Here is a 16,797-nt window from a genome sequence, read left to right as displayed (position 1 = left end):
CTTCATGGGCAGAGGCGGCTTTGAAATGGCTTTGATCGTACAGAAATTTGGAGGCACCTCGGTCGGTACTGTCGAGAGAATCGAGCAGGTCGCCGACAAGGTTAAGAAATTCCGCGATGCCGGCGATGACCTGGTGGTTGTGCTGTCTGCAATGAGCGGCGAAACCAACCGTCTGATCGATCTGGCCAAGCAAATCAGTGGCGACGGCCAACCGGTTCCACGTGAACTGGACGTGATCGTTTCCACCGGTGAGCAGGTGACGATTGCCCTGTTGGCCATGGCGCTGATCAAGCGCGGTGTGCCGGCAGTGTCATACACGGGTAATCAGGTGCGGATCCTGACCGACAGTGCGCACAATAAAGCGCGTATCTTGCAGATTGATGACCAGAAGATTCGCGGTGATCTGAAAGCAGGTCGCGTGGTGGTTGTTGCTGGTTTCCAGGGCGTCGACGAGCACGGCAACATCACCACCCTCGGTCGTGGCGGTTCCGACACTACCGGCGTGGCACTGGCTGCTGCGTTGAAGGCTGACGAGTGCCAGATCTACACCGACGTTGATGGTGTCTACACCACCGACCCGCGCGTTGTGCCGGTCGCCCAGCGTCTGGACAAGATCACCTTCGAAGAGATGCTGGAAATGGCCAGCCTCGGTTCCAAGGTGTTGCAGATCCGTGCGGTGGAATTCGCCGGCAAGTACAACGTTCCGCTGCGCGTACTGCACAGCTTCAAGGAGGGTCCGGGCACCCTCATTACTATTGATGAAGAGGAAACCATGGAACAGCCGATCATTTCCGGCATCGCTTTCAACCGCGATGAAGCCAAGCTGACCATCCGTGGCGTGCCAGACACCCCGGGCGTGGCGTTCAAGATTCTCGGCCCGATCAGTGCCGCGAACATCGAAGTCGACATGATCGTGCAGAACGTTGCGCACGATAACACCACCGACTTCACCTTCACCGTGCACCGCAACGACTACCAGGCCGCACAGACCGTGCTGGAAAACACCGCTCGCGAGATCGGTGCCCGTGAAGTGGTTGGCGACACCAAGATTGCCAAGGTCTCGATCGTCGGCGTCGGCATGCGTTCCCACGCAGGCGTGGCCAGCCGCATGTTTGAATCCCTGGCGAAAGAAAGCATTAACATCCAGATGATCTCGACCTCGGAAATCAAGGTTTCCGTGGTGATTGAAGAGAAGTACCTGGAACTGGCCGTGCGCGCCCTGCACACGGCTTTTGAACTGGATGCTCCTGCCCGTCAAGGCGAGTAATTCCATTTCTTGAAGGGCGCGGTCTGACCGCGCCCTTTATTTTTTGAATGGCGCGAGCCCTGAACTGTTCTTTTGCTCGCGCTGGTCAATACTCAGGCATGTAGGGCTACGATCGCTCCGGTTGTAGGTCGGGTGCCTTTTTTTTGCAGACTGTTGTCCCTGAACTGAATTGCGTAAGGAGAAAGGTATGCTGATTCTGACTCGTCGGTGCGCAGAAAGCCTGATTATCGGTGATGGCGAAATCACCGTGACCGTGCTCGGCGTTAAAGGAAACCAGGTGCGTATCGGCGTCAACGCCCCGAAAGAGGTTGCCGTGCACCGTGAGGAAATTTACCTGCGTATAAAGAAAGAGAAGGACGAAGAACCAAGCCATTAATTTTTATCGATTTTTATGTTTGCAAACGGGGAAAAGGTTGGTTAAGATACGCCCCGTGTTGCGGAGAGCTGGCCGAGTGGCCGAAGGCGCTCCCCTGCTAAGGGAGTACACCTCAAAAGGGTGTCGGGGGTTCGAATCCCCCGTTCTCCGCCATTATTTGCTTAGTACGTTGTAATCTGGCTTTTTCTGTAAGTTGTTGAAATTAATAGAAAAAGTGGTTGGAATAGAGATTAGACGGGCTATAATGCGGCGCAACAAATGCACTCGTAGCTCAGCTGGATAGAGTACTCGGCTACGAACCGAGCGGTCACAGGTTCGAATCCTGTCGAGTGCACCATTTAAGAGTCAGTTACAGTGATGTAAATGACTTGGCTTCAACCAGGTGTGATCTGGTCTAACAAACACAAATGCACTCGTAGCTCAGCTGGATAGAGTACTCGGCTACGAACCGAGCGGTCACAGGTTCGAATCCTGTCGAGTGCACCATTTAAGAGTTAGTTGCAGCAATGTGAATAACTTGGTTTCAGCCAGTTGTGGTCTGGTCTAAAAACACAAATGCACTCGTAGCTCAGCTGGATAGAGTACTCGGCTACGAACCGAGCGGTCACAGGTTCGAATCCTGTCGAGTGCACCATATACCGAAAAGCCCGCGTTTAACGCGGGCTTTTTGCTGTTCGGGATTTGGTTTTTTCCTTCACGCATCCCCTCTGATCAAAATCGACTTGTGCAGAACGGCCTCGCTTGAGGTCATAGCGATAGGTTGTGGTCGACGTCCTGATATTTATCTTGTCTGGTTTGCCTAACGCGCTCTCGACATCCTGTGCGCTCATCCCGGCAATCACTCGCCGATTGATGATGGCTTCGCGGCGTTGCCTCGCATCGATCGCATTTCCGCAAATGTGCTCTGTGCCGGCGATGATGCCGGGGTCTCGACCTCGCGTACGCATGCCGGATGTTTTTTCGTGATGGGCTTCGGGCATCACTGCCACGACGGATCCGGGCGAGTAGGGGTGGACCTCTTGCTCTGAAAGGCTTTCGCCGTGAGCGCAACTCATTGACGTGAAGGTGACGCTACCGTCCGCCGCTTCACAGCGATGTAGAGTTGCCGCGTCACCGCCAAGCGGCAGGAAAAGCAGGCAGGTCGGTAGAAAAAGGTTGGGTTTTAATGGCACTCGATGTCCTCCGTGACGATCTACGCTCAAGGATAGTCGCTGCATTTTCTACTGCCTGTGTGTTTTCTTTTCAGGATAAGTCGTCGTATTTACAGGGATCAGGACAGCGCTCAGGTTTGTTTCGCAAGCGCTTGTTTCGACCGCGATTTTTTAACGTTTTAAACCGTCAGGCGGTGTATCATTGCGCCCGTCAGCCCCGCCGGGGCTTATGGAAAACCTCCATGGACTTACCCAGTAGTTACTCAGTACCCCGTTTCACCAATCATGAATTGACTGATTGATCCTTCCGGCGTGCCCCGCTGCTGGGAGTGGAGTTCGCCTATGTCTGAAATCGAAGTAAAGAAAACACAAGAAAGCCTGCAGGATCGCCTGGCTCAGGTCGTCGAGTTGCTGCAGCGTCAGCGGGTCGTCGAAGACCTGACTCATCGCCAGGAAGGCGCCCATCACGACCGCGTCGAAAACCTGGTTCACCGGCAAAATCTCGTCGAGCTGCAACGCAAGCTCGATGATCTGCACTCCGCCGACGTCGCCTATATCCTCGAAGCCTTGCCGCTGGACGATCGTCTGACGCTCTGGCAACTGGTCAAGGCTGATCGCGACGGCGACATTCTTCTCGAAGTATCCGACTCTGTTCGTGAAACGCTGATCGCCGACATGGACGATCATGAACTCCTGGCTGCGGCCAAGGACATGGATGCCGACGAACTTGCTGACCTGGCTTCCGAGCTGCCGCGAGACGTCGTCCATGAGTTGATGGAGAGTCTGGATAACCAGCAGCGTGAACGCGTGCGTTCGGCCTTGTCCTACGATGAGGAGCAGGTCGGTGCGTTGATGGACTTCGAAATGGTGACCATCCGTGAGGATGTCAGCCTCGAAGTAGTCTTGCGTTACTTGCGTCGCCTGAAAGAGTTGCCGGGCCATACCGACAAGCTGTTCGTAGTCGATTACGACGGTGTGCTCAAAGGTGTACTGCCGATCAAGCGCTTGCTGGTCAACGATCCGGAAAAACAGGTGGCTGAAGTCATGGCCAGTGATCCGGTGAGTTTTCATCCCGACGAAGATGCTTACGACGCTGCTCAGGCGTTCGAGCGTTATGACTTGATCTCGGCTCCGGTGGTCGACAAGAACGGTAAGCTGATCGGTCGTCTGACTATCGACGAAATGGTCGACCTGATTCGTGAAGAGAGCGAAAACGAAGTTCTCAACATGGCCGGTCTGCGTGAAGAGGAAGACATCTTCGCCTCGGTCTGGAAGTCTTTACGCAACCGTTGGGCATGGCTGGCGGTCAACTTGATCACTGCGTTTGTCGCCTCTCGAGTGATCGGTCTGTTCGAAGGCTCGATCGAGAAACTGGTAGCGCTCGCAGCGCTGATGCCGATCGTGGCCGGTATTGGTGGCAACTCCGGTAACCAGACGATCACCATGATCGTTCGCGCCATGGCGCTCGACCAGGTCAGCACCGGCAACACTTCGCGCCTGATGCGCAAGGAACTGGCGGTAGGTCTGATCAATGGCCTGGTCTGGGGCGGTGTGATTGGTGTGGTTGCTTATCTGCTCTACGGTAGTTGGTCGTTGGGTGTGGTGATGACGGCGGCGATGACGCTCAACCTGCTACTGGCTGCGTTGATGGGAGTGTTGATCCCTATGACCTTGGCGAAAATGGGGCGGGACCCGGCGATGGGGGCTAGCGTGATGATTACCGCAATGACCGACAGCGGTGGCTTTTTCATCTTTCTGGGGCTGGCGACAATCTTCCTGCTCTGATCTGCCGTATCGAAACAGCCCACCTGATTGGTGGGCTTTTTTGTGCCTGCGGAAACTCAAAACCCGCGCAAAAAAAAGCCAGCGGTTAAGCTGGCTTGAGGTGTTCGGTGTGGCTTAGGACGCGTCTGCTGCCATTTCGGCGTCATGGGCGATCAAGGAAACCAGAGCGTTCTGCTGACGGTGAGAGAGCTGCCGGAAACGTTGCAAGAGCTCGCGCTCATGCAGCGACAGTTCCGGGCTGTCCAGGCGCATGCTCAGCTCTTCGCCCAGTGCGCCTTCCTGAATAAGACTCTGCTCAAGGCGCGCAATGATCTCGGAGTTCATGCTGCGATGATGATTGCGAGCCACTTCGGCAATGCGTTCACGCATTCCGTCTGGCAGACGTACGACAAACTTGTCAGCCGTACGGCTGGAATAAATTGCCTGTTTCAATGGGCGCATATATTTAACCGGTTAGTTCAGGGGAGCGGTTCTCGGGATTGGCCGCAGGATGTGTGGTAGGACAAGCATCCGCGCCAAATGGTTCAACCTGAATTGTTAAGAGGCCCGCATCATGCCTCAAAATTGCCAGATCATTGGCGTCAATTCTGTGACAAATATTGAGCTGGGTAAAGGCGTAATGCCAGCACCAATTGTCAGAAATGCGGACTGGTTTGAAAACTTTTTCAGTCGCGCACCAGCCTTCGTTTTCTAACGTGCATCAGTTGATGCCCGCGGGGGTTAGAACGTGCATGCTATGCGGCTTTCTATCCATGCTCCTTGTCTGTACAGGATAGTGGCAAATTGCCGATTTACTAGAGGCAGGCTCGTGCCAGAGAGGTTTTCAGGATGGATGGCAGGCTTATTTATCTGATGGGGCCGTCTGGGTCAGGCAAGGACAGTCTGATCGCGGCTGCTAGGGTCCCGTTGCAGGCGATGAATTGCGAAATCGTGCGTCGGGTGATCACTCGATCAGCAGAGTCGGTGGGGGAGGATGCGCGAGGAGTATTGCCTGAAGAGTTCGAGCGACTCCAGCGTACGGGCTATTTCGCCCTGGACTGGCAAGCCAATGGCTTGTCCTATGGGATACCCGTGCAAATTGACCAATGGCTGAAAGATGGGCGAGATGTGCTCGTCAACGGATCTCGCGCCAACTTGCGTCAAGCCCTTGAGCGCTATCCGACACTCATGCCGGTTTTGTTGACGGTCAAAGATGAAGTGCTGCGTGAGCGCCTGCGTGGACGTGCCAGAGAGACGCCCGAGCAGATCGATGCCCGTATTGCTCGCAATGCATTGTTCAAAGACAGGCGATCAAGTGATACACCCATACACCTGATCGATAACTCCGGAGTGCTAGCCGATGCCGTCATCCATCTATTGGATTTGGTTCGGTTCAGCGCAATACCGGATCGAACTTGATCTTGCGTCCGGCCGCCAGTGCCAGCACAAACAAAAACGCAAAGACGCCGCAGGCAACGAGGGGCAGGGTGACTTCTGTTTCCGTAAACAGTGAAAAATGTATGACGCCACTCAGTAGGGCGAGGATTAGAAATCCTGCAGCTGACTTGGACATGCTTTGCTCCTGAAGGTATTTCAAAAAACCAATCGTTCGGTTGTCGGCGCTTGAGCCACTCCAGGCTCGCTGATGCGTTGACTGGTGGCGCTGCGTTCATCGCTCAACACTGCCCATTGAGGCGTTTTCTGCACCTGTAAATAATGTGGCATGCGCTGAGTGACGGGTTCCGCTGCCCTATCCTCGGGGACGAAGTGGGAGGTCGCTAAGATGGCTAGAGCAATTGCGTTTGCCAGCAAGAGGGTGCGGTTCATGAGTTGATGCTCCGATTGCTCTTTTATAAGAGCAAGCAAAGCAGTCCTCATGCCAGCAGTCTACCTATTGCTAAGTCCTTTAAAAACAAGTGCTTGTGTGGTTTTTTCAGTTCGGTCGAATTGCAATCTGCAATGATGGCTTTTTGGGAGAGTGCAAAATGCACGGTAAAACTTCCCGCAATGCTGCAGGATGCCTGCCTACACTTAAAAAGGCCGGCGGACGACATGACAAATTCCGGCTTGGCCGTTAACATGCACGCCGTCCGTCGTATGGCATTCCTTGTCCGCGACAACCGTGTGTCTCAGTAGCTCAATTGGATAGAGCATCCCCCTCCTAAGGGGAAGGTTGGCAGTTCGAACCTGCCCTGGGACACCATCTATTGTTTGTCCTTCTTCTTTACGCCTCATGCTGCTCAAAACGATAAGCATTTCGTCTGAGTGTTTGGGGTCGCATTGCGCTTGAGCTTCCTTATGTCTTTCCCGCTTTCTCGATAATTTTTTGGATATCCCTAGGTGTGCCTATATAAGCAGGCATTTTCAGGCGTTTCGATAGAAAACTGAAATTAACGGTTGACGGCAGATTCAGGATGTCTATAATTCGCCCCACTTCCGGCGCAGTCGAAACGGAAAACTCCTTGAGATTCAATGAGTTATGTAGGTTTCGGCAGCAGGTTGCTTCAGTTCATCGAAGCCAGAAGGAAGTTGAAAAAGAGGTGTTGACAGCAGCGTGTAACGCTGTAGAATTCGCCTCCCGCTGACGAGAGATCGTAAGCGCAAGTGGTTGAAGTTGTTGAAGAATTCTTCGAAAACTTCTGAAAATAATCACTTGACAGCAAATGAGGCTGCTGTAGAATGCGCGCCTCGGTTGAGACGAAAGATCTTAACCAACCGCTCTTTAACAACTGAATCAAGCAATTCGTGTGGGTGCTTGTGGAGTCAGACTGATAGTCAACAAGATTATCAGCATCACAAGTTACTCCGCGAGAAATCAAAGATGTAACCAACGATTGCTGAGCCAAGTTTAGGGTTTCTTAAAAACCCAAAGATGTTTGAACTGAAGAGTTTGATCATGGCTCAGATTGAACGCTGGCGGCAGGCCTAACACATGCAAGTCGAGCGGATGACAGGAGCTTGCTCCTGAATTCAGCGGCGGACGGGTGAGTAATGCCTAGGAATCTGCCTGGTAGTGGGGGACAACGTTTCGAAAGGAACGCTAATACCGCATACGTCCTACGGGAGAAAGCAGGGGACCTTCGGGCCTTGCGCTATCAGATGAGCCTAGGTCGGATTAGCTAGTTGGTGAGGTAATGGCTCACCAAGGCGACGATCCGTAACTGGTCTGAGAGGATGATCAGTCACACTGGAACTGAGACACGGTCCAGACTCCTACGGGAGGCAGCAGTGGGGAATATTGGACAATGGGCGAAAGCCTGATCCAGCCATGCCGCGTGTGTGAAGAAGGTCTTCGGATTGTAAAGCACTTTAAGTTGGGAGGAAGGGTTGTAGATTAATACTCTGCAATTTTGACGTTACCGACAGAATAAGCACCGGCTAACTCTGTGCCAGCAGCCGCGGTAATACAGAGGGTGCAAGCGTTAATCGGAATTACTGGGCGTAAAGCGCGCGTAGGTGGTTCGTTAAGTTGGATGTGAAATCCCCGGGCTCAACCTGGGAACTGCATTCAAAACTGTCGAGCTAGAGTATGGTAGAGGGTGGTGGAATTTTCTGTGTAGCGGTGAAATGCGTAGATATAGGAAGGAACACCAGTGGCGAAGGCGACCACCTGGACTGATACTGACACTGAGGTGCGAAAGCGTGGGGAGCAAACAGGATTAGATACCCTGGTAGTCCACGCCGTAAACGATGTCAACTAGCCGTTGGGAGCCTTGAGCTCTTAGTGGCGCAGCTAACGCATTAAGTTGACCGCCTGGGGAGTACGGCCGCAAGGTTAAAACTCAAATGAATTGACGGGGGCCCGCACAAGCGGTGGAGCATGTGGTTTAATTCGAAGCAACGCGAAGAACCTTACCAGGCCTTGACATCCAATGAACTTTCCAGAGATGGATTGGTGCCTTCGGGAACATTGAGACAGGTGCTGCATGGCTGTCGTCAGCTCGTGTCGTGAGATGTTGGGTTAAGTCCCGTAACGAGCGCAACCCTTGTCCTTAGTTACCAGCACGTTATGGTGGGCACTCTAAGGAGACTGCCGGTGACAAACCGGAGGAAGGTGGGGATGACGTCAAGTCATCATGGCCCTTACGGCCTGGGCTACACACGTGCTACAATGGTCGGTACAAAGGGTTGCCAAGCCGCGAGGTGGAGCTAATCCCATAAAACCGATCGTAGTCCGGATCGCAGTCTGCAACTCGACTGCGTGAAGTCGGAATCGCTAGTAATCGTGAATCAGAATGTCACGGTGAATACGTTCCCGGGCCTTGTACACACCGCCCGTCACACCATGGGAGTGGGTTGCACCAGAAGTAGCTAGTCTAACCTTCGGGAGGACGGTTACCACGGTGTGATTCATGACTGGGGTGAAGTCGTAACAAGGTAGCCGTAGGGGAACCTGCGGCTGGATCACCTCCTTAATCGACGGCATCAGCTGCTCCATAAGTTCCCACACGAATTGCTTGATTCATTGAAGAAGACGATAGAAGCAGCCCGAAATTGGGTCTGTAGCTCAGTTGGTTAGAGCGCACCCCTGATAAGGGTGAGGTCGGCAGTTCGAATCTGCCCAGACCCACCAATTTTGTGTGGGAAACGCCTGTAGAAATACGGGGCCATAGCTCAGCTGGGAGAGCGCCTGCCTTGCACGCAGGAGGTCAGCGGTTCGATCCCGCTTGGCTCCACCACTACTGCTTCTCTTGTATAAAGCTTAGAAATGAGCATTCCATCGTTGTGATGGTGAATGTTGATTTCTAGTCTTTGACTAGTTCGTTCTTTAAAAATTTGGGTATGTGATAGAAAGATAGACTGAACGTTACTTTCACTGGTAACGGATCAGGCTAAGGTAAAATTTGTGAGTTCTCTTAGTTGAGAAATTCGAATTTTCGGCGAATGTCGTCTTCACAGTATAACCAGATTGCTTGGGGTTATATGGTCAAGTGAAGAAGCGCATACGGTGGATGCCTTGGCAGTCAGAGGCGATGAAAGACGTGGTAGCCTGCGAAAAGCTTCGGGGAGTCGGCAAACAGACTTTGATCCGGAGATGTCTGAATGGGGGAACCCAGCCATCATAAGATGGTTATCTTGTACTGAATACATAGGTGCAAGAGGCGAACCAGGGGAACTGAAACATCTAAGTACCCTGAGGAAAAGAAATCAACCGAGATTCCCTTAGTAGTGGCGAGCGAACGGGGACTAGCCCTTAAGTGGCTTTGAGATTAGCGGAACGCTCTGGAAAGTGCGGCCATAGTGGGTGATAGCCCTGTACGCGAAAATCTCTTAGTCATGAAATCGAGTAGGACGGAGCACGAGAAACTTTGTCTGAATATGGGGGGACCATCCTCCAAGGCTAAATACTACTGACTGACCGATAGTGAACTAGTACCGTGAGGGAAAGGCGAAAAGAACCCCGGAGAGGGGAGTGAAATAGATCCTGAAACCGTATGCGTACAAGCAGTGGGAGCAGACTTTGTTCTGTGACTGCGTACCTTTTGTATAATGGGTCAGCGACTTATTTTCAGTGGCGAGCTTAACCGAATAGGGGAGGCGTAGCGAAAGCGAGTCTTAATAGGGCGTCTAGTCGCTGGGAATAGACCCGAAACCGGGCGATCTATCCATGGGCAGGTTGAAGGTTGGGTAACACTAACTGGAGGACCGAACCGACTACCGTTGAAAAGTTAGCGGATGACCTGTGGATCGGAGTGAAAGGCTAATCAAGCTCGGAGATAGCTGGTTCTCCTCGAAAGCTATTTAGGTAGCGCCTCATGTATCACTGTAGGGGGTAGAGCACTGTTTCGGCTAGGGGGTCATCCCGACTTACCAAACCGATGCAAACTCCGAATACCTACAAGTGCCGAGCATGGGAGACACACGGCGGGTGCTAACGTCCGTCGTGAAAAGGGAAACAACCCAGACCGTCAGCTAAGGTCCCAAAGTTATGGTTAAGTGGGAAACGATGTGGGAAGGCTTAGACAGCTAGGAGGTTGGCTTAGAAGCAGCCACCCTTTAAAGAAAGCGTAATAGCTCACTAGTCGAGTCGGCCTGCGCGGAAGATGTAACGGGGCTCAAACCATACACCGAAGCTACGGGTATCATCTTCGGATGATGCGGTAGAGGAGCGTTCTGTAAGCCTGTGAAGGTGAGTTGAGAAGCTTGCTGGAGGTATCAGAAGTGCGAATGCTGACATGAGTAACGACAATGGGTGTGAAAAACACCCACGCCGAAAGACCAAGGTTTCCTGCGCAACGTTAATCGACGCAGGGTTAGTCGGTCCCTAAGGCGAGGCTGAAAAGCGTAGTCGATGGAAAACAGGTTAATATTCCTGTACTTCTGGTTATTGCGATGGAGGGACGGAGAAGGCTAGGCCAGCTTGGCGTTGGTTGTCCAAGTTTAAGGTGGTAGGCTGAGATCTTAGGTAAATCCGGGATCTTAAGGCCGAGAGCTGATGACGAGTTACCCTTTGGGTGACGAAGTGGTTGATGCCATGCTTCCAAGAAAAGCTTCTAAGCTTCAGGTAACCAGGAACCGTACCCCAAACCGACACAGGTGGTTGGGTAGAGAATACCAAGGCGCTTGAGAGAACTCGGGTGAAGGAACTAGGCAAAATGGCACCGTAACTTCGGGAGAAGGTGCGCCGGTGAGGGTGAAGGACTTGCTCCGTAAGCTCATGCCGGTCGAAGATACCAGGCCGCTGCGACTGTTTATTAAAAACACAGCACTCTGCAAACACGAAAGTGGACGTATAGGGTGTGACGCCTGCCCGGTGCCGGAAGGTTAATTGATGGGGTTAGCTAACGCGAAGCTCTTGATCGAAGCCCCGGTAAACGGCGGCCGTAACTATAACGGTCCTAAGGTAGCGAAATTCCTTGTCGGGTAAGTTCCGACCTGCACGAATGGCGTAACGATGGCGGCGCTGTCTCCACCCGAGACTCAGTGAAATTGAAATCGCTGTGAAGATGCAGTGTATCCGCGGCTAGACGGAAAGACCCCGTGAACCTTTACTATAGCTTTGCACTGGACTTTGAATTTGCTTGTGTAGGATAGGTGGGAGGCTTTGAAGCGTGGACGCCAGTTCGCGTGGAGCCATCCTTGAAATACCACCCTGGCAACTTTGAGGTTCTAACTCAGGTCCGTTATCCGGATCGAGGACAGTGTATGGTGGGTAGTTTGACTGGGGCGGTCTCCTCCTAAAGAGTAACGGAGGAGTACGAAGGTGCGCTCAGACCGGTCGGAAATCGGTCGTAGAGTATAAAGGCAAAAGCGCGCTTGACTGCGAGACAGACACGTCGAGCAGGTACGAAAGTAGGTCTTAGTGATCCGGTGGTTCTGTATGGAAGGGCCATCGCTCAACGGATAAAAGGTACTCCGGGGATAACAGGCTGATACCGCCCAAGAGTTCATATCGACGGCGGTGTTTGGCACCTCGATGTCGGCTCATCACATCCTGGGGCTGAAGCCGGTCCCAAGGGTATGGCTGTTCGCCATTTAAAGTGGTACGCGAGCTGGGTTTAGAACGTCGTGAGACAGTTCGGTCCCTATCTGCCGTGGACGTTTGAGATTTGAGAGGGGCTGCTCCTAGTACGAGAGGACCGGAGTGGACGAACCTCTGGTGTTCCGGTTGTCACGCCAGTGGCATTGCCGGGTAGCTATGTTCGGGAAAGATAACCGCTGAAAGCATCTAAGCGGGAAACTTGCCTCAAGATGAGATCTCACTGGAACCTTGAGTTCCCTGAAGGGCCGTCGAAGACTACGACGTTGATAGGTTGGGTGTGTAAGCGCTGTGAGGCGTTGAGCTAACCAATACTAATTGCCCGTGAGGCTTGACCATATAACACCCAAGCAATTTGCGTCGAAGAGACCAGATTGCGGTGTGTGAAGACGAAATGAACCGAAAGTTCGAAAGACTCACAAAACACCTAGCTGTCACATACCCAATTTGCTGAAGCGAGGCCACAAGGCCACGACTCAGTACCCGAATTTCTTGACGACCATAGAGCGTTGGAACCACCTGATCCCATCCCGAACTCAGCAGTGAAACGATGCATCGCCGATGGTAGTGTGGGGTTTCCCCATGTGAGAGTAGGTCATCGTCAAGATTAAATTCCGAAACCCCAATTGCGAAAGCAATTGGGGTTTTGTTTTGCCCGCAGGAAAGTTTATCTGTGATAAAAGTTTGTGAAGATCATCAAGTTCAAATTTAGAACTCCGTCGCGTTGGAAATTGCGACGGGGCTTTTTTGCATTACCGTCAACCGATGAACTGCCACGGCGAGCCGCCACGGCACGATTGATTTTCGATATCACAGCAGATACGCGGCTAACCTCCGTTCAGCTCAACTTTACCGATTGAAGTGCTGACTTCGGTGATGTGTCGGCGACCGTAAACTTGGTATGTACGGCTACCGTCCTCGCTATCCGGTTTACGCAATGCCAGTTGCGCGAACAAGCCATTCTTTTCGCTGTAACTGCCGAACCAGTCGATCAAGGCGCCGATGTAACAATCGTTGCCAATGAAGACCGGCAAGTCCGCGACTTTTTCAATGCTGTAATGCGCCGGGCCAAAGCTGTAGTAATCGTTTTCACCGGCGCCGGTCGCCGGAATAGGGCAGAGCGGTTCTTTGGAAGGGATAGCGGTGGTTTCATTGACTTTGGCCACGGCCAGATTCAGCGCTCGGTGCAGATCGCGTTCGAGTTCAAACGTGCTGTTGCCGTCATCTTTGTGCTGTAGCACAGGCACGTCGAGGTCATAGCGATAACGAATCGTCAGCGTAGGGATCTGGACGTTGATTTTCAGCGGGTTGAGCAAGTAGACCCGATCAACGCCGTACTCGCTGTTTCGATAAGCCGCATAGGTTTTGCCGCGCAGGCTTATCCAGTCCACTGATTGATTGGCACCGCGATCATTGGTGTAGAACAGCGAACTTTCGGACTCAACAGATCGTTTGACGAACCTTTCGCCGTCGCGCCGCCAGGTTTCCACATAAGTGAACAGACCGGTGCCTCCGGCGTAGGTTTTTACGATCAGATCGCGCTGCCCGTCGCCATCCAGATCCTGCAAGGTATAAGAGGTCAGGCCGGTTTCGGCGGCGTCATTGATCCGGGAGGCGGTCAGCGCTCGCCATTCATCGGCACCAACGCCTTCGGGCTGCGATGTCGGAAAGTGTGTTATCAACGAGTCCTCTGCACTGGCCTCGCCGTGAAAACCGCCTGCAGGAGTTTTCACGGCCAGCGCGGCGAGTACCCGATCCAGCGCAAATTCTGGATCATCTTTACTGGCGGCTTGAATGCGCTTTTGCAGATCGTCCAGTGCCTGTCTATCGAGGTCATCCGGTTGATAGGCAACCGCTGCCTGCCACTGCGCGTGCAACACTTGCAGGCGCTCGCGATATTGCTGATCCAGGCAGGAAACGTCTTCGGCGCATTCATTGCGGGCTTTTAACCACAGCCGTTGAGTGCGCTTGAGTTCAGCTTGTGCGGGAGCAGAGGCTTTGAGTAAATCCCGATAAACCACACCCATCTGCGCATCCAGGTCATACAACGACTTGTTCGCGCAAACAGTGTTTTCGACGGCATTCGCCGCTTTTGTGCAATCCATTCCAGCCGCCATTGCCTGCTGAACAAATAGCAGAGCGCAGGCGGAAACGATGCAGCGTCCTTTGATGTACACGATCGAAGCCTTGTAGTGGGAGGTTGTCCTGGTGCGCAGGGTAAAGGCTGGGAGAGGAATCTTGAAGCGCCGGCTTCAGGGAACAGCACTTCTGGCCGATAACCCATTCGGTGACTTAAAAGTCGCGCGAAATCGCTTGATAGCATTTGGCCGCCAGCTATCATCTGCGCGCCTGAAATTGCCCTCACTTCAATTGCCTGGAAATCTTCGATGCTGTCGTATCACCAAAAGAGTTTTCTGATCGTCGATGATTTCTCGGATTTCCGCAGTTCCGTGCGTTCGATGCTGCGTGAGCTTGGGGTCAAGGACGTCGACACGGCCGACACCGGTGAGCAGGCGCTGAAGATGTGCGCACAGAAATCCTACGATTTCATCCTGCAGGATTTCCATCTCGGCGATGGCAAGAAGAACGGCCAGCAGGTCCTTGAAGATCTGATGTCGGAAAAGCTCATCAGCCATGAAGCGGTGTTCGTCATGGTCACCGCCGAGACCAGTCAGGCAATGGTGCTCAGCGCCCTCGAGCACGAGCCGGATGCGTACCTGACCAAGCCGTTCAACCGTTCGGGTCTGGCCCAGCGGCTGGAGCGTCTGGAGCAGCGCAAGACGTTGCTCAAACCGATTCTGCAAGCCCTCGACCGTGGCAAACCGGTCGAAGTGCTCAATGCCTGCATCGCCCTGTGCAAGCAGGACATCCGCTATTCGCCGCTGTGCCTGCGCTACCGTGCCGATGCGCTGCGCGACATGAACCAGAACGAAGCGCTGGAACGCCTTTACGACAGCATCATCGCTGACCGACCGTTGCCGTGGGCGTTTGCCGGACTGGGCAAGTTGCTGTTCAAACGCGGCCAGGTCGCCCAGGCCAAAGGCGTCTATGAGAAAGCCTTGAAGGTGTTCCCGATGATGCCGGCACTGTATGACGGCATGGCCGACGTGCTGGTTTCCGAGGGCGACACCAAAGGTGCGCAACGGGTGCTGGAAGAGGCGATCCGTCTCTCGCCGCTGGCGGTGCGTCGCCAGGCGTTGCTGGGCAAACTGGCGATGGCCAACGAAGATTTCGACACGGCTTCGCGCGCCTATCGTCAAGCGGTGGCGCAAGGCGCGCAGTCGCGCTTCAAGGACCCGGAAAGCAACCTTGGTCTGGCCCATGCTTTGATCAGCAAGGGCAGTGAGCGCGGCCTCGACACGCGTACGCGGCTGGAGATCAACACCACCCTCAGTGCGGTGGCCAAAGAGAACCCGACCGACCCCGGCCTGCAGATTCGCGCGCGTCTGATGAAAGCTACCAGCCTGCTGCTCAACGATGCCGAAACCGCTGACAAACTCACCGAACAAGCGCTGATGCGCCTCGACGGCATGGAGCAATTCATGAGTCCGGAAGCGGCGCTGCTGGTTGCCAAGCAATTGCAGATGCTCGGTCAGGCCGAGGCGGGCACCTCGATGCTCAAGAGCTGTGCGGAGATCTACGGTGATGATCCGGCGGTGATGAAAGACATCGCCAAGCTCACCGATGACCCGACTATTCTCAGCTCGAGCAACGCCGCCGCTGACCTTAACCGTCAGGGCGTGCGCGTGTACAAGACCGGCAATCTTGTTGAGGCCCGCGAGGTCTTCCGCAAGGCGCTGAAGATGCAACCGAAGAACATCAGTATCGCGCTGAACATGGCCCAGTCGCTGCTGCACGGCACTGACACCAGTGTGCCGTCGGCGGAGCTGGAAGAATGTCGGGCCTGCCTGAAAATGGTCGGCCTGATGCCCGACACCGACGCGCGTTTTGCGCGTTATCAGAAGCTGAAAAGCAAGGCGTTTGGCGAATGAACCACGACGAGCAATCTCTGGATTTTTCCACGGTGATCGCCTCCACCGTCCACGACATGAAGAACTCGCTGGCCATGCTGATGCAGGCCCACAGCCAATGGCTGGCGCGCTTGCCTGAGGCGCAACGGCAAGGCACCGAGCAGGGCGTGATCGACTTCGAGTTCGCTCACCTCAATGGCATGCTGGTGCAGTTGCTCGGGTTGTACAAACTCGGCGTCAATCAGTTGCCGCTGCAACCGGCGTATCACGAACTCGATGACTTTATCGAGGCGCAACTGGCGGCGCATCAAGAAGTGTTTGCCAGTCGCGGCATCGTCGCCACCTATGAGGTCGACCCGCTGAGTCCACTGGGTTTCTTCGACCGTGAGCTGATTGCCTCGGTGCTCGGCAACTGCATCAACAATGCGATTCGCTATGCCCGCGAATCGTTGCTGATCACCGTCAGCGACGAAGCCGGGCAATGGGTGCTGAGCATCAATGACGACGGCGAAGGTTATCCGGTCGAGATGCTCGAACGTCAGGCCGACTATGTGCAAGGCATCAATCACAGCAGCGGCAGCACCGGGCTTGGCCTGTACTTCGCTAACCAAATCGCGGCGTTGCATCAGCGCAATGGCGTCGGAGGTCGCACCGAAATCCGCAATGGCGGCCCGCTTGGCGGCGGGGTGTTCAGCCTTTATCTGCCGTGACACGGGTTTTTGTTTGACGCTGCTTGATATTCCGAACAGCCGGAGCCTATTTTGTACGAGTCGCCGTTCGCGGCTCGC

12 protein-coding genes, 7 tRNA genes and 3 rRNA genes are annotated in these 16,797 nt (G+C 53.9%); 16 read left to right on the top strand and 6 right to left on the bottom strand.

What is annotated here, in order from left to right; genetic code table 11:
- Nucleotides 1-25 precede the first annotated feature (25 nt).
- The 6 genes from ACZZ0G_RS04310 to ACZZ0G_RS04285 all read left to right on the top strand — a co-directional run bounded on the left by ACZZ0G_RS04310 (nt 26) and on the right by ACZZ0G_RS04285 (nt 2,277).
- The gene (locus tag ACZZ0G_RS04310) at nt 26-1,267 is read left to right on the top strand and encodes an aspartate kinase (RefSeq protein WP_008086083.1); all 1,242 of its coding nucleotides are present in this window, start codon (nt 26-28) and stop codon (nt 1,265-1,267) included.
- Between the two features lie 187 nt (nt 1,268-1,454).
- A complete protein-coding gene (csrA, locus tag ACZZ0G_RS04305) occupies nt 1,455-1,643 on the top strand; it encodes a carbon storage regulator CsrA (protein WP_002554426.1) in 189 nt (62 codons plus the stop codon).
- Between the two features lie 62 nt (nt 1,644-1,705).
- Nucleotides 1,706-1,796 (top strand) — tRNA-Ser (locus tag ACZZ0G_RS04300).
- Between the two features lie 107 nt (nt 1,797-1,903).
- Nucleotides 1,904-1,980: transfer RNA gene (locus tag ACZZ0G_RS04295), tRNA-Arg, on the top strand.
- 72 nt (nt 1,981-2,052) lie between these two features.
- A tRNA-Arg gene (locus ACZZ0G_RS04290) sits at nt 2,053-2,129 on the top strand.
- 71 nt (nt 2,130-2,200) lie between these two features.
- Nucleotides 2,201-2,277, top strand: a tRNA-Arg gene (locus tag ACZZ0G_RS04285).
- A 19-nt stretch (nt 2,278-2,296) separates the two neighbouring features.
- Here the strand turns inward: ACZZ0G_RS04285 and ACZZ0G_RS04280 are convergent.
- Nucleotides 2,297-2,815 (bottom strand): cell envelope protein SmpA, encoded by a 519-nt coding sequence (locus ACZZ0G_RS04280; RefSeq protein WP_463555411.1) that lies wholly within the window; start codon nt 2,813-2,815, stop codon nt 2,297-2,299.
- 321 nt (nt 2,816-3,136) lie between these two features.
- Between ACZZ0G_RS04280 and mgtE the strand changes: the two genes are divergently transcribed.
- On the top strand, nt 3,137-4,579 hold the full coding sequence (mgtE, locus tag ACZZ0G_RS04275; protein WP_008086078.1) for a magnesium transporter: 1,443 nt from the start codon (nt 3,137-3,139) through the stop codon (nt 4,577-4,579).
- 114 nt (nt 4,580-4,693) lie between these two features.
- Here the strand turns inward: mgtE and ACZZ0G_RS04270 are convergent, their stop codons facing one another.
- The gene (locus ACZZ0G_RS04270; protein WP_003178899.1) at nt 4,694-5,020 is read right to left on the bottom strand and encodes an Arc family DNA-binding protein; all 327 of its coding nucleotides are present in this window, start codon (nt 5,018-5,020) and stop codon (nt 4,694-4,696) included.
- A gap of 387 nt (nt 5,021-5,407) precedes the next feature.
- Here ACZZ0G_RS04270 and phnN point away from each other — a divergent pair, with 387 nt between their 5' ends.
- Nucleotides 5,408-5,977 carry a phosphonate metabolism protein/1,5-bisphosphokinase (PRPP-forming) PhnN gene (phnN, locus tag ACZZ0G_RS04265; protein WP_463555410.1) on the top strand — a complete coding sequence of 190 codons (570 nt, stop codon included), beginning with the start codon at nt 5,408-5,410 and terminating at the stop codon, nt 5,975-5,977.
- Here the strand turns inward: phnN and ACZZ0G_RS04260 are convergent.
- The 3 genes from ACZZ0G_RS04260 to ACZZ0G_RS04250 are packed head-to-tail and all read right to left on the bottom strand — an operon-like array spanning nt 5,952 to nt 6,639.
- Nucleotides 5,952-6,131, bottom strand: a complete 180-nt coding sequence (locus tag ACZZ0G_RS04260; RefSeq protein ID WP_463555409.1) for a PA3371 family protein — start codon at nt 6,129-6,131, stop codon at nt 5,952-5,954. The genes phnN and ACZZ0G_RS04260 overlap by 26 nt on opposite strands.
- A 20-nt stretch (nt 6,132-6,151) precedes the next feature.
- Nucleotides 6,152-6,385 carry a hypothetical protein gene (locus ACZZ0G_RS04255; protein WP_463555408.1) on the bottom strand — a complete coding sequence of 78 codons (234 nt, stop codon included), beginning with the start codon at nt 6,383-6,385 and terminating at the stop codon, nt 6,152-6,154.
- Nucleotides 6,386-6,432: 47 nt separating this feature from the next.
- Nucleotides 6,433-6,639 carry a hypothetical protein gene (locus ACZZ0G_RS04250; RefSeq protein WP_463555407.1) on the bottom strand — a complete coding sequence of 69 codons (207 nt, stop codon included), beginning with the start codon at nt 6,637-6,639 and terminating at the stop codon, nt 6,433-6,435.
- Between the two features lie 45 nt (nt 6,640-6,684).
- On the opposite strand from ACZZ0G_RS04250, the gene ACZZ0G_RS04245 reads away from it, so the two are divergent.
- The 6 genes from ACZZ0G_RS04245 (at nt 6,685) to rrf (ending at nt 12,645) form a co-directional block, all read left to right on the top strand.
- Nucleotides 6,685-6,761 (top strand) — tRNA-Arg (locus tag ACZZ0G_RS04245).
- Nucleotides 6,762-7,436: 675 nt separating this feature from the next.
- Nucleotides 7,437-8,973, top strand: a 16S ribosomal RNA gene (locus tag ACZZ0G_RS04240).
- Nucleotides 8,974-9,054: 81 nt separating this feature from the next.
- A tRNA-Ile gene (locus ACZZ0G_RS04235) sits at nt 9,055-9,131 on the top strand.
- 30 nt (nt 9,132-9,161) lie between these two features.
- Nucleotides 9,162-9,237 (top strand) — tRNA-Ala (locus ACZZ0G_RS04230).
- A gap of 246 nt (nt 9,238-9,483) precedes the next feature.
- Nucleotides 9,484-12,377 (top strand): 23S ribosomal RNA (locus ACZZ0G_RS04225).
- Between the two features lie 152 nt (nt 12,378-12,529).
- A 5S ribosomal RNA gene (rrf, locus tag ACZZ0G_RS04220) occupies nt 12,530-12,645 on the top strand.
- The 16S, 23S and 5S rRNA genes sit together here with 2 tRNA genes alongside, the layout of an rRNA operon.
- Before the next feature lie 220 nt (nt 12,646-12,865).
- Here the strand turns inward: rrf and ACZZ0G_RS04215 are convergent.
- Nucleotides 12,866-14,143 carry a lysozyme inhibitor LprI family protein gene (locus ACZZ0G_RS04215; RefSeq protein ID WP_463555406.1) on the bottom strand — a complete coding sequence of 426 codons (1,278 nt, stop codon included), beginning with the start codon at nt 14,141-14,143 and terminating at the stop codon, nt 12,866-12,868.
- Between the two features lie 282 nt (nt 14,144-14,425).
- On the opposite strand from ACZZ0G_RS04215, the gene ACZZ0G_RS04210 reads away from it, so the two are divergent.
- Together ACZZ0G_RS04210 and ACZZ0G_RS04205 are read left to right on the top strand one after the other, a co-directional pair.
- On the top strand, nt 14,426-16,030 hold the full coding sequence (locus ACZZ0G_RS04210; RefSeq protein WP_250605910.1) for a tetratricopeptide repeat-containing response regulator: 1,605 nt from the start codon (nt 14,426-14,428) through the stop codon (nt 16,028-16,030).
- A complete protein-coding gene (locus ACZZ0G_RS04205) occupies nt 16,027-16,719 on the top strand; it encodes a sensor histidine kinase (protein ID WP_463555405.1) in 693 nt (230 codons plus the stop codon). Before ACZZ0G_RS04210 ends, ACZZ0G_RS04205 begins: the two co-directional genes overlap by 4 nt.
- Nucleotides 16,720-16,797 lie beyond the last annotated feature (78 nt).

This window comes from Pseudomonas sp. AC169 (assembly GCF_979258515.1).
Note: the sequence above shows the minus strand (reverse complement) of the source record. Positions and strands in the feature narration are given on the sequence as shown.